Annotated in this window: 10 protein-coding genes and 1 pseudogene; 3 read left to right on the forward strand and 8 right to left on the reverse strand. The window is 41.8% G+C overall.

The genetic code is table 11. From position 1 onward, the window contains the following. Positions 1–78 precede the first annotated feature (78 nt). Entirely contained in the window at positions 79–2718 is a 2640-nt protein-coding gene (locus ACL6C3_RS02025) for a hypothetical protein (protein ID WP_413164893.1), read from the forward strand. A 191-nt stretch (positions 2719–2909) separates the two neighbouring features. Here ACL6C3_RS02025 and ACL6C3_RS02030 read toward each other — a convergent pair whose 3' ends face one another. From ACL6C3_RS02030 to ACL6C3_RS02045, 4 genes are all read right to left on the reverse strand, one after another. Then, a complete protein-coding gene (locus ACL6C3_RS02030; RefSeq protein ID WP_413164896.1) occupies positions 2910–3155 on the reverse strand; it encodes a helix-turn-helix transcriptional regulator in 246 nt (81 codons plus the stop codon). 242 nt (positions 3156–3397) lie between these two features. After that, entirely contained in the window at positions 3398–5806 is a 2409-nt protein-coding gene (locus ACL6C3_RS02035) for a glycoside hydrolase family 65 protein (RefSeq protein WP_413164899.1), read from the reverse strand. 70 nt (positions 5807–5876) lie between these two features. Beyond that, positions 5877–6329, reverse strand: a complete 453-nt coding sequence (locus tag ACL6C3_RS02040) for an RNA-guided endonuclease InsQ/TnpB family protein (protein ID WP_413168237.1) — start codon at positions 6327–6329, stop codon at positions 5877–5879. Beyond that, positions 6223–7002: an RNA-guided endonuclease InsQ/TnpB family protein gene (locus tag ACL6C3_RS02045; RefSeq protein WP_413164901.1), complete on the reverse strand. Its 780-nt coding sequence runs from the start codon at positions 7000–7002 to the stop codon at positions 6223–6225. Before ACL6C3_RS02045 ends, ACL6C3_RS02040 begins: the two co-directional genes overlap by 107 nt. 27 nt (positions 7003–7029) lie before the next feature. On the opposite strand from ACL6C3_RS02045, the pseudogene ACL6C3_RS02050 reads away from it, so the two are divergent. After that, positions 7030–7113, forward strand: a pseudogene (locus ACL6C3_RS02050) (IS200/IS605 family transposase); the annotation flags it as partial. 201 nt (positions 7114–7314) lie between these two features. Here ACL6C3_RS02050 and otsB read toward each other — a convergent pair. The 4 genes from otsB to ACL6C3_RS02070 all read right to left on the reverse strand — a co-directional run bounded on the left by otsB (position 7315) and on the right by ACL6C3_RS02070 (position 12115). Then, positions 7315–8874 carry a trehalose-phosphatase gene (gene otsB / locus ACL6C3_RS02055; protein WP_413164904.1) on the reverse strand — a complete coding sequence of 520 codons (1560 nt, stop codon included), beginning with the start codon at positions 8872–8874 and terminating at the stop codon, positions 7315–7317. 344 nt (positions 8875–9218) lie between these two features. Next, a complete protein-coding gene (locus ACL6C3_RS02060) occupies positions 9219–10442 on the reverse strand; it encodes a cation:proton antiporter (RefSeq protein ID WP_413164907.1) in 1224 nt (407 codons plus the stop codon). Between the two features lie 204 nt (positions 10443–10646). Beyond that, the gene (locus ACL6C3_RS02065; protein ID WP_413164910.1) at positions 10647–10862 is read right to left on the reverse strand and encodes an RNA-binding S4 domain-containing protein; all 216 of its coding nucleotides are present in this window, start codon (positions 10860–10862) and stop codon (positions 10647–10649) included. A gap of 68 nt (positions 10863–10930) precedes the next feature. Continuing rightward, positions 10931–12115, reverse strand: a complete 1185-nt coding sequence (locus ACL6C3_RS02070; protein ID WP_413164912.1) for a 1-deoxy-D-xylulose-5-phosphate reductoisomerase — start codon at positions 12113–12115, stop codon at positions 10931–10933. 121 nt (positions 12116–12236) lie between these two features. Here ACL6C3_RS02070 and ACL6C3_RS02075 point away from each other — a divergent pair, with 121 nt between their 5' ends. Continuing rightward, on the forward strand, positions 12237–12860 hold the full coding sequence (locus ACL6C3_RS02075; protein ID WP_413164915.1) for an NUDIX hydrolase: 624 nt from the start codon (positions 12237–12239) through the stop codon (positions 12858–12860). Positions 12861–12866 lie beyond the last annotated feature (6 nt).

Below are 12866 nucleotides of genomic sequence, written 5' to 3' on the forward strand. Positions count from 1 at the left end.
CGATGGCTTATCATCTTGATCAAATCATATAATCTTGGTATCAACTATTATTGTTTTATTTGATTCTGATGTCTTAAAATGTGCCTAAATTCTTTTTTTACCAAATATTCTAGATTATTCACTTCTGTTGCGGCAAACTCGGCTGTGATTGTTGGGTGTGTTCTCAGTTCAACAGTTGTCTATGCAGAAAATCAAACGCCAAATCAAACGCCAAATCAAACGCCAGATCCAATGCAAGTTTTAGATTACCCAACAAAAGTGGTGTCAAAAGATGATGACTGCTTAATTTTAAATGAAGATCGAAAGGATAAATGGACACCTCAAGAAGAGTCAGTAGGAGGGAAATGGACACCTCCAGAAGAGTCGGTACAAGATAACCCGAATGACTCGAAAAAAAAAGGAAAGTGGACAAAAAAAGGAAAGTGGACAAAATCAGAGAAATCGATGTGGAAAGAAATTTGTGAGAAAGGAGTAGTTGATCTCGATCAAGCCGAAATTAACGGAAAATGGTTGCCAACAAAAGTTAGTGCAGAATTTCTGAGGACAATTTTGTTACGAGAGCCTTTTCGGAGTGCTTTACCAGAAAAGATTGTGATCAAAAATGCTGTCTTTTCAGAAGATATTGATCTAGATTCTGCTTCTATTGATGTAGAACTGCATTTCGAGGGTGCTACCTTTAAGGAAAATGTTAATTTATACAAAACAAATTTTTCTAATTCTTTATATTTAGACCGCTCAACTTTCAAAAAAATACTATCTATAAATCATGCTGTGATAAAAGGAGATTTATTCGTGAGATATGCAAAATTTGATCCTAATATTGACGATTTGATTAATAGGTATAAACAAGAAAAAGAAGAAATTGTAATTTTTAATCTCGACAGTATTAATGTTGATGGTTCTCTTGATTTTAGTAACTCAAGTTTAACTGATTTAACTTCTCAGAAGGATACTCAAAGTAATTCGCAAAAAAAAGCCGAACAAAAAAAAGTCACACTTTTAAAGCTTTTAACTGCAAAAGTTGGAAATTCGATATATTTGACAAACTTTAATTTCTTGGGTAAGAAGAATGGGGAGGAACCGAGTCAGGTTCTGGACTTTACAGCGATTCAAGTCTCTGATGCAATTGTAATTGATGATCAAACCCGATTTCAAGAACTAAATTTAAGCAATGCTCAAATCAAAAGTTTTATAATTAAACTCCCAAGAGAACAGGTAGATAATTTTGAAAAAATTAAATTGTCTAAAGAGTTTTATCGTGGAATTAAGTCACTGATAGGCTCCAAGGGGAAGAGTGATAATGTTCTCACTAATATACCAATTGACACCTGGAGAATAATATTTCAAGATGCAGTTTTACAAAACTTTCAAATTCTAGAAAAACAGATTCAAGAAGATCAATCTTTTTCTAAATGTTTACTTGAAAAAGATCAAGGATGTAAACTAGGTAAATACGAAAAGGAACACACTGGTTTACTTGCACCTGTTAGAAATCCATATAAGAAAGCTGATAGTAATATCTTTAAATTTTACGAAAAGGATCAAGAATACAAATACCAATTAGCACAAAAACCAACTTGTTTACTTGAACTTGATGGACTTCAATATAAAAAAGCTAATGATAATGGCTTTAAATTGTTAGCCATTTGCCTTAAGACTCAATACGAAGAGGCTCTAGCAAAAGACAAAAAAGACAAATCGGAAGACCGAAAGGAAGAAACAAAAGACCAAGAAAAGGAAGAAACAAAAGACCAAGAAAAGGAAGACCCAATAGCAAAATATAATAAATTGTTTCAACCCTTTGAACAAGCGGCATCAATTGCTAGACAAGAAGGAAAATACTCTCTAGAAAAAGAGCTACTTTATAGACGTAAAAAGCTTGAGTATTTTATTGCCAAAAATAGCTCAATGCCAATAGAAACATTCGCCCTTTGGGTTGCAGATATTTTTTATGGATTTGGCTACCAGAGATGGAAAAGTTTTATCATCTTTTTGGGTTTCTGGATAATCGGTTTCTTTGTGACGTTCTTTCATCTAAAGTCTAAACAAAATAAAATCAGTGATCAAGCCTGGATTTTGAGAGAAGAGATCGTAAAAAATCTAGAGAAAGTTCTTGAAGGAAAAACAGAAATTCAAGACCAGAGAACTATTTTGACAAACAAAAAAACGTTGCAAACGATTATATTTAAGGGTAAAATTCAATATAAAGAACGTTGCATTTTTAATGGAAAACTATATTTAATAAGCCCTGACAAAATCAAGAAGTCAATATACTTGATTTTTGAAGATGATACTTATTTTATTTTGAAAGATTTAGACCTTAAAGATAAAGTGAAGCGACAGAGATTTCACACTTGGTTGAACTATCTAGAACTCAATAGTCCTAATCATATCAAGTTGGGATTTTGTCAAAATATATTTCCTAACAAAGGACTGTGGATGGTTGAAGATAAAGGAATAACAGGAAATAAAAACGAATACAAATTCTGTGACCTGTATGAAAACGATTTCTATAATACTTTTTGGAAAAATCTTCGCATCGTCTCCTTTTACAGTCTTGATATACTGTTGCCTATTATTGATCTCGATCCAAAGGTTCAAGCTTTTATTTTTGAAGATGCAAACGGTTGGACTAAAATTTATTTCTTATCTCAAAAGCTTTTGGCGGGTATTTTAGGTGCGATTTTAATTCCAGTTTTGTTTATTACAGGCTTGTAAGCTGCGACCCAAATTTTAACTGATAACAAGTAGAATTTCTCACGCTGATCGGGAAAGGAGAAATTGCCCATGCGCGGGTTCTGACGCAGTAAGCGATTCTGGAACTCGGCGATCGCAAATTCAAGTCAAAATTCAATTCAAAATCGTTAACTTTTTGAGGGCAGGCCTTGCGCCCCACGCTGTTGTTATTTTCAGGGTTGATTTTCGTTGGACTGATTGGGAAAACCAAACTGATCGGGCAATTCCTCAACGGTAATTTCCAGAACTTCCAACAATTTTTTATATTGAACGGGGGTTAACTTCGGAACCGAACGCCCCGCTTCCCAATTTCTAACGGTCGTTTCTGTCACTCCCAGTGCTTCGGCTAACTCCTTCTGAGTCAGAAAACGCTGCACTCTCAGTCGCATCAAGGGCGATCGCTCGGCTTTTTCTCGCATGACGTAAATGTATTGACTTTTAAGGTTAAATTAGCATTAAGCTGTCACGCATTTAGATTGGGTATGAGTAGCGACAAAAGGTCGCACTAAAAGGATTTCCCTCGGATTGATCATCGGTTTAAATGAGGAACAGCTTACAACCGATTGTTTATAAGTTGGGGCGGTTTTGGGCGCATTGCCATGCGCCCCTACGTTGTGGGGTCAATTTTCTACCGATTTTGTTGGTTAATTTTGTCGGAGGACTAACAGGAAAATTCTCGGGTTTCATCGGCGCCTAACTCGTAGACTTGTTGACGAAAACCCAATTTCACCGGATGGGGACAGCCCCGCTCGCAAGATACCAGCAACTTTTCATCGGTCAACCGTAACCACAGCCAATGTCCGCGATAGCGAAGCTGGAGTTCAATATCGGATAACTCGTGGGGTAACAGCGGATCGAACCACAACACATCATCCCGCATTTCCAGCCCCATGTAGCAGCGTTGAACCAAATCAACGGTTCCCGCCATCGCACCGAGATGAATCCCTTCCGGGGTGGTACCGCCTTGAATATCTCCAATATCGCTGTGTAAAGCTTGCTCAAACAGTTCCCAGGCGGTTTTGCGATCGCATCGCGCCAACACCCAGGAATGCACGATCCGGCTGAGGGTGGAACCGTGAGAAGTTCGCGACTTATAGTAATTAATATTATCGGGAATTAGCTCGCGATCAAATTTGTAGCCCATGTGTTCAAATAACTCTTGCAGGGCGTCGCTGGAGAAAAGATAAAACAACATCAACACATCGGCCTGTTTGCTGGCTTGGTAGCGATTAATATCGTCATCTTCGGCTTCTAGAATGCGATCGAGTCGCTGAATATCGTCGTATTTTTCCCGATAACCAGCCCAGTCAAATTCTTTTAAATCTTCGTAGCCCTCAAACTGACTAATAATATTGTTGTCGTGAAAGGGAACAAACATCCTCCGGCTAATTTTATCCCATCGCAATAATTCTTCGTCGTCAATTTCTAGAATTTCTCTCAACTCCTGTCCCCGCTTTTTGCCGACAAAATCCAACACGTTCACCGCACAGCGCAGCACCCAAGCCGCCATCACATTGGTATAAGCATTGTTATTTAATCCGGGATTCTCATTGTCTGGATAACCCGTATGAAATTCATCCGGCCCCATCACGCCCCGGATTTCATAGCGATCGCGATCGCCATTGTAAATCACAATACTCGCCCAAAACCGGGCAATTTCTAGCAATAACTCGGCACCGTAGTAGGCTAAAAATTCCCGGTCGTGGGTTGCCTGATAGTATTGCCAAACGTTGTAGGCGATCGCCGCATTGACATGACGCTGAATGTTAGAATTATCGGGAATCCAACGACCTGACCGAGGATTGAGGTGCAAATCCTGGCTTTCTTCCCGTCCGTTGCTGCCGCTTTGCCAGGGAAACATTGCCCCGTCATAACCGGCCTGTTTTGCCGCATAGCGGGCTTCTGGAAGCCGACGATAACGATACATTAACAGCGAACGGGTTAACTCGGGAATTCGCAAGGTTAGGAAGGGGAAAATAAATAGTTCATCCCAAAGAATATGTCCCCGATAGGCTTCCCCATGCCATCCCCTTGAGGGGACTCCAACATCGCGATCGATTGTATTGGTTGAGGTGGTTTGCAGCAGGTGAAAAATATGGAACCGCAGGATAAACTGAGTGTGACTGTTGCCATCGTGGAGGCTAATATCGGCAAGACTCCACAGATGTCGCCACTTGCGCTCGTGCGATCGCAGCAACTCGTCAAAACAATCGGCCCGACGAACGGCTTTACAGGCGTCTAGGGTCGGTTGGCTAATGCCAAAATCCCGAGAGGTATAGATGGCGACAATCTTCTCGATCCGCAGTTCTTTTTGGGACTGACAGGACACGGTTAAATGCTGCACGGTGCGGTCATTTTCCAGGTGGCGCTCCCGAGTCGTGGAAATGGGTTGTTCTCCCTCAAATACGTGAATTTTTGACGCCTGAGCCATCTCAATATGGGACTGATTGGTGCGAACCGTTAGAAAGGTTGCATCTTCCCCATCCAAACCGCGATCGAGGGTTTCTAAGTGATTTCCGTTAAGCTGGCGGTAACGTTCGACGTTTTGGTTGGTCACTGAACCATCCAAACAAGAGCGAATTTCAATTTCCCCGGACCAGTTGTGAGCGGTTAGTCGCCATTCTATGGCCGCCAGGTGGGGTTTTTCCATATGAACGAACCGACGGCTGATTAACGAAAATTCTCGCTCGTCGCCGAAGCGAAACCGCATTTTTCGCTCCAATACACCCCGATAGATATCCAACCGATAGCTAAATTCGAGAATATCCACCGTATCGGGTTTTAGCCAGTCGCCGCCTTTGGGTCGAAAGGTCAGGGCTAACCAGTTCGGCCAATTCACTAAAGCTTCATTTTCGATAAGATGTCCGGCGATTTCGGTTTCGACGCGATTGTAACCGCCCGCCAAATAAGTACCGGGATAATGACATCCTCCGGCGTTGACTTCTTCAAAGGCGCCGCGTGTGACAATGTAGCCGTTGCCCAAAGCACAGAGCGCTTCCCGCAGGGGTTGCTGTTCGGAATTCCAATCGGTATAAGTTAGTTCCCAATCTGAAATTTTTTCTGGCATCATAATCAAATTTAAGTAAATAGTTGGTTAAAATTGACATACTCCCCGCAATAAATTAGCGGGGATTCTAAGTTCAAACAACAGTTGCAGGAAAAACCTGTCTTACACCGTCTAACTTAAGAGTTGATGCCCCAACTCTCTTGATATTTAAAGAAGCGTTTTCATCACGTCCATTAATGCTTGAACATGACGGACAACGCCATTCTCTAATATCTAATTCCAGTTTTTCTAGAACATGACCACAGTGAAAACAAGTCTTACTTGAGGGATACCACTGGTCAATGAAGACGATTAATTTTCCTTTCTTCACTGCCACCCAATCAAGGATTTCAATAAATTCACCGAAAGCTAAATCACCTATCTTTCGTCCCCAAAGTCTCTGCATTCCTTTGAGTTTTAAAGTCTCGAAGCAAAGAACATCAAATTGGTCGGTGAGTTGATGGGCTAACTTCCAGAACCAATCCCGGCGACGGTTTACAACTTTCTCGTGCTGTCTGACTAGATGCGACGCTCGCTTTTTCCCAATTCTTAGAACCTTTACGCTTTTTAGACAGGTTTCGAGAAGCTTTCTTAACATCATTGATAGCCTGCTTTAAAAACTGTGGGGACTGAACAGAAAAGCCTTCAGAGCAAGTGAGAAATGTTTTTAGTCCAAAATCAAATCCGGCAATTTTACCTGTCTCTGACTTGATTTCGGGTTGACTGCCATTATCGACAACAACTACTAAAAATATTTCACCTAAAGGTGTTCTCTTTATCGTTACAGTTTTAACCTTTCCTTCTCTGGGTCGAGAATTCCAGAACTGATAGACTTTACTACCAATCTTAATTCTGTTGCCACCGAGGAATTTATAGCCCGCTTGTTTTAAGGTGAATGACTTGTACTTTTTAACCTTCTTAAAGCTAGGTGGTCTGACTCCTTTCTTGTTGTGTTTAAAGAACAGTTGATAGGCTTTATCAATGCGCTGACAGATATCTTGAACAGCTTGAGAGCCTACTAATTGCCAGAAATTATTACGTTTCCTTAGTTTAGCAATATGTTTCTGAAGCTTTGCACAGTTTAAGTGTTTTCCCCACATCCGATAGTACCGTTTGTGCAAGGCAACACAGTGATTATAGATAACTCCTGCTGCATTAATAGCGCGCTTGAGGTATCTATTTCGCTTGTGTTGGTAGAGCTTAAACTTTAGTGTATTCATAATGATTTATGATACCATAACCTGTAGACTCACTCTTATATGTTCGATACCACTGGGAAAATAAATAGCAAAAGAATACTTGAATACATCAATGATCCAGATCACGGCTAACTTTTTACTGCCAACTGAAGTTGGCTCCCTCGCAGAGCAATCCCCCGTTTAAAAACAGGGGGCTTTACGCTTCGCCACCGTAAATTCAGGCAATAGGGAACAGGCAAAAGGCAATAGGCAATAGGCAATAGGGAACAGGCAATAGGCAATAGTTTTTTCCTGAACTCCTGAACTTCTGACTTCTCCTGTTCCGGTGTTTATTTATTCAGTGCTACATAATGCTTGAAAGAATTGTTTGACTTCATCGGGATCGCGTAATAAATAATCGGCTTGTGTGGGTTCTTCTGGCAGACCGACGCGAATTCCAATCCCTTTATTTTGATCGTGCAGGGCATGAATTGCGTCTTCGTCTGTGGTATCGTCACCTATATATATAGGTATGACATCGGGTTTATTCAGGTTGAGTCGATCTAACAGCCAAAAAACGGCTTTACCTTTATCCCAATTAATATTCGGTTTGAGTTCAAATATCTTTTTGCCTTTTTGTTTGCTCAGTTGGGGATGTTCTTCGAGTATACTATCAACGATCTGTTCAATTTGTTTAACTGCCGATTCTGTTGCTTGTCGGTAATGGATGGCGATCGCAAAGCGTTTGCGTTCGATATTTACGCCTTCGATAGAGTTGAGGCGATCGCGTAATTTTTGTTCGGCTTCATCGAGTTCGGGTAAGGTAGATTTGGCTTCTTCCTGCTGTTGGTGGGTTCCATCTGCACTCAGGATATCAAATCCGTGACTGCCCGCATAGTGTAAATGATCGAGACTGACCATTTTCCGCACGTCGGCGAGATCCCGTCCGCTAATAATTGCAACTGGGAAGCGTTCGGTCAACTGTGTCAGCAGCGATCGCATTTCGTCGGAGAGAATGGCGTCTTCGGGACGGTTAACGATGGGGGTGAGGGTGCCGTCGTAGTCGATAAATAACGCTAGCTGGCGGTTGCTGAGATGTTTGGCAATCGCATCGAATTTTTCGAGTGCGGAGGGCAAGGAGGAACCGGCAGAGGACGCTGAATGCTGTTTTTCGGGGGAGAAGATATCATCGAGTTCGCCCAGGTCTTGAATCACCACATCGGCGCCCTGTTCTCTCATCGACGGGTTAGCGCCCTCGCGATCAACTCCGACGACCAGGCCGAATTTCCCCGCACGTCCGGCTTGAACTCCGGCAACGGCATCTTCGATCACGATCGCCTGTTTGGGTTCAACGTCAAGCTGACGGGCGGCTTCTAAGAAGACATCGGGGGCGGGTTTGCCTTCAAGATTAAGTTCTTGAGAATCAACCCCGTCTATTTTAACATCAAAAAGGTGGGTTAGTTCTGCGGCTTCTAAAATATTTCCACAGTTGCGACTTGAAGAAATGACTGCGGTTTTAATACCCTGTTCTCGCCACTGACGAACTTGAGAAATGGTATCTTGATAGATATCAACTCCTTCTCGATCCATTAGTTGTAAAAAAAGCTGATTTTTGCGGTTGCCGAGTCCGCAAATGGTTTCGGTTTCGGGGGAGTCATTGGGATCGCCTTTGGGCAAATTAATTCCCCGCGATGTTAGGAAACTTTCGACTCCATCATAACGGGGTTTGCCATCAACGTATTTGCGATAATCGGTATCAATATCAAAGGGTTGGTAATTTTCTGAGTTATTTTGCGATCGCTGTTGCAGATATTTATCGAACATCTGCTTCCAGGCTTTGGCGTGTTGGCGTGCGGTTTGGGTGATGACTCCATCGAGATCCAAAATAGCCGCCTTATACGAATTGTTACTCATCAATCTATCTTTTCTGTGAATAGTAATTTACATCGGGGGTGGCTGAATATAGCTTAGAGTTGAATAGATCCACGCTCTAACGAACGCAAGTTTAGTGCAATGACGAATCTAATCTGTTGCTATTTTAAGTAACAACAATAGATCCACCTGCGTTAAGACGATTGCGATGGGTTAGGGCATTGACTCGAATCAAATAAAATAGTATTTAGATTCAGCTTAAGGATTGCCTCTACTCCTAGCTTCCTCCTAAAGTAAGAAATTTGAGTTCGTCTCCAACTAGATTTTAATGAATTCTTGCTCCTAGCGTTTATTGACAACGGTCAAGACCCAAAGTTAAGAACTGTTTAAGTTTGTTGCTCTATCTGTTTTTCATACCAATTCATCAAAGGGGTGGAACTAATCCCGTGAATAACCACAGAAATAATAACGGTGATGTAAACACTCCAAGCCATTAACTCCGCTACCGAACCTTGTAAACCTTCACCGAGGGCGTAGGTTAAATAGTAGATAGAACCCACTCCTCGAATTCCAAACCAACCGAAAAGTAATCGTTTGAGGGGATGATAACGAGTTCCAATTGTAAACAGCCAAGTTCCCAAAGGTCGAATCACAACCAGGAGTAATCCGGCGATTAAAACCGCAGCAGGAGCAAATCGAATCATGGGTTCAATTCGCAGTAACGTACCTAAGATTAAAATGGTCGCTACTTCTAAAAGTTTCTCGATTCGTTCGATAAATTCTAGTTGAGAAAAAGGCTTTTCTTCCTGTTTATAACTCTGTCGTGTAACAATTCCGGCGACAAATACGGCTAAAAAACCATATCCATTAATAATTTCGGTTAAGGAATAGGCGGCGAGAATAATGCTAATTGCAATAAAATCCTCCATAATTGTATCAGTCGGTCGGATTTTTAGCAGTTGTCTATCTATCCAAACAATGAGTTTAGTCACGAGAATTCCCATGACGATTCCGGCGAAAATTGCCCAAACTAAATCCACAGCAACCCACTGTTTAAACCAATTTTGCCAATTCTCATCTTTTAACCAATGGATGCCAAAATAAACAAAAGGAAAAGCCAGCGCATCATTTAATCCGCCTTCGGAGGTTAAACCAAAACGAAGTTCATCGGGATCGTGGGGATGGTTGAGTTGAACTTCTGAGGCTAAAACGGGATCTGTTGGTGCTAAAATGGCTCCGAATAATATGGCTTCACCCCAACTAAATTTGAGGAGAAAGTGACTAATTGCTGCGACTGCAAAGATCGAAAAAGGCATCAAACCGGCAATTAAACGAACGGTTATATTCCAAGAGGTTAGGTTTAGCCGACGGTTCATTTTGAGTCCGCAGCTAAACAGAGAAATGATTACAACAAGTTCGCTTAAACGTTCTAAAAAATTAGCATTGGGTCTGAGGTTTATTAAATTCAATCCGTAGGGGCTTAAAAGTATTCCTACTCCTAAATAGATGAGAGCGTAGGACAGGGGTAAACGGGAAATCCAACCCGAAGCCCAAGTGACTCCCAGTAAAACTAAACTAATTACAAGTAAAATAAGGATGTAAGTGTCCACAGATTAATTTAAAATAGAGTAAACTACTTACTAAACTATTCTATTTGTGATCGATCATGCTCTCTCATTAGGAAGATTTCGTCAGATAGATTAAATTTACTTTTTGATTGTTATTTGAAAGTTTTAGCAATTACTTTGACAAAATGACTCAACCTATAATAAACTGTGATCAAGTTAATTATTACTTGGATTGATAAGATTAAATTAAGATTGACCCTCGAATTCAACAATATAACTTTTGTCTTCAAAAGTAACGCGATCGCCGTGTACCAATTTACGTCCGCGACGGGTTTCTATTTCATCATTTACCAACACCCAACCGGACTGAATAATCAGTTTAGCTTGTCCTCCCGTTTGGGCGCAACCGACGAATTTAAGGAACTGGTCTAATTTAATAGTAGGTTCATCTGGTGGTGTCATTGTTATCTCCTGTTTTGCCTCCAAAAACCCGGTTTCTCTAAGAAACCGGGTTTTTATTAGCCATTTCTCTAAACGGCAACGGTTTGATTGAGTTTGTTTTGTGCGGCTAACACTTCTTGTCTTGCCCAATTATCAACGGCAATAATATCATCTAAAGAGGGATTTTGACAGTTATCGGTTTGATGGCGATCGCAAACGTATTCGATCATTCTGGGAATATCTAAAAACTCTATTTTCTCATCCAAAAACAACGCGACAGCCTGTTCGTTAGCCGCATTTAAAACGGCCGGCATGGTTCCCCCCGCACGTCCTGCGGCATAGGCTAAAGGCATACAGGGATACTTTTGATTATCGGGTGCTTTGAAGGTTAAATTTCCCGCTTTCACCAAATCTAACTGTTCCCAATTGGTATAAATTCGTTCCGGCCAAGACATGGCATAAAGCAACGGCAAACGCATATCCGGCCAACCCAATTGAGCCAAAACGGAGGTATCTTGCAACTCAATTAACGAGTGAATAATACTCTGGGGATGAATGACAATATCAATATTATCGTAATCCAAACCAAACAGAAAATGAGCTTCAATCACCTCCAATCCTTTATTCATCATTGTGGCAGAATCAACGGTAATTTTACGACCCATTGACCAGTTAGGATGTTTGATCGCGTCAGCCACTTTTACTTCTGCCAATTTCTCAACCGGCCAGTCGCGAAATGCACCCCCGGAAGCGGTTAAAATAATGCGTTTTAAACCCCCTTTGGGAACCCCTTGTAAGCATTGAAAAATTGCCGAATGTTCGGAGTCAGCCGGAAGCAATTTGACGCCGTATTCTTGAATTAAAGGATTGACAACCGGGCCGCCCGCGATTAACGTTTCTTTATTGGCGAGGGCGATATCTTTTCCGGCTTTAATGGCGGCTAAAGTGGGGAGTAAACCGGCACAACCGACGATTCCGGTGACGACGGCTTCCGAGTCTCCGTAGCGGGCGACTTCGACGACTCCCGACTCACCGGCGAGTAGAATGGGTTGGGGATCGAGATCGGCGATCGCGGTTTTTAATTCGGGTAGTAGGGTTTCATCGCAGATGGCGGCAATTTCGGGGCGAAAGGTGCGAATTTGTTGGGCCAGAAGGGTGACGTTGCGACGGGCGGCGAGTCCAACGATTCTAAATTTGTCGGGATGATCGGTGACAATATCGAGGGTTTGCGTGCCGATCGAACCGGTTGAACCTAAAAGAGTGATGGCTTTCATATTATTTTAATAAGTTGTCAATTATTACCATAGTACGATGCTTGATCCCCGAATCGTAAAAATCGGAATTTTGAGTCGAACCGTTGTAGCCTAGAGAAGAATATCAACGGGAGAGAGGTAGATGGAACCCCAATGGATCGAGTGGGCAAAGGCGTTACAGGCGATCGCCCAAACCGGATTACATTTTGTTCAAAGCGAGTATGATGCCGAACGTTATCGGGAAATTCAAGAGATTGCCGCTGATATCTTTGCCCATCATACTAACACAAAAAAAGAGGTGATTGTCGATTTATTTTCTCAAGAATACGGCTATGCTACCCCAAAAGTTGATGTGAGGGGTGCGGTGTTTAAAGAGTCTAAAATATTGTTGGTTCGTGAGGTTTTGGATAATCATCGTTGGACGTTGCCGGGGGGTTGGGCGGATGTGAATGAAACGCCGACAGAAGCTGTTACCCGAGAGGTTTTTGAGGAGTCGGGTTTTGAAACAAAAGTGGTGAAATTATTGGCGGTTTACGACCGTACAAAACAAGGTCATCAGCCGACCATGCCCTATCATGTTTATAAGATGTTTTTTCTGTGTGAAATTGTTGGCGGCGAAGCAAAATCGAGTTATGAAACGAGCGAAGTTGGATTTTTTGCCGAAGATAATATTCCCGAGTTATCTATTTCTCGGGTTCTTCCCCATCAAATACAACGCTTTTTTGAACATTATCGAAATCCCAATTTACCGACGGATTTAGATTAAAGTTAT

Source organism: Capilliphycus salinus ALCB114379 (genome assembly GCF_047276495.1).
Taxonomy (GTDB): Bacteria; Cyanobacteriota; Cyanobacteriia; order Cyanobacteriales; family Microcoleaceae; genus Capilliphycus; species Capilliphycus salinus.

What these genes read in the sequence shown, in the direction of transcription:
- ACL6C3_RS02045 (WP_413164901.1), bottom strand. Translation starts at nt 7,002, where the DNA reads ATGAATACACTAAAGTTTAAGCTCTACCAACACAAGCGAAATAGATAC.
- ACL6C3_RS02025 (WP_413164893.1), top strand. Translation starts at nt 79, where the DNA reads ATGTGCCTAAATTCTTTTTTTACCAAATATTCTAGATTATTCACTTCT.
- otsB (WP_413164904.1), bottom strand. Translation starts at nt 8,874, where the DNA reads ATGAGTAACAATTCGTATAAGGCGGCTATTTTGGATCTCGATGGAGTC.
- ACL6C3_RS02065 (WP_413164910.1), bottom strand. Translation starts at nt 10,862, where the DNA reads ATGACACCACCAGATGAACCTACTATTAAATTAGACCAGTTCCTTAAA.
- ACL6C3_RS02070 (WP_413164912.1), bottom strand. Translation starts at nt 12,115, where the DNA reads ATGAAAGCCATCACTCTTTTAGGTTCAACCGGTTCGATCGGCACGCAA.
- ACL6C3_RS02035 (WP_413164899.1), bottom strand. Translation starts at nt 5,806, where the DNA reads ATGATGCCAGAAAAAATTTCAGATTGGGAACTAACTTATACCGATTGG.
- ACL6C3_RS02075 (WP_413164915.1), top strand. Translation starts at nt 12,237, where the DNA reads ATGGAACCCCAATGGATCGAGTGGGCAAAGGCGTTACAGGCGATCGCC.
- ACL6C3_RS02030 (WP_413164896.1), bottom strand. Translation starts at nt 3,155, where the DNA reads ATGCGAGAAAAAGCCGAGCGATCGCCCTTGATGCGACTGAGAGTGCAG.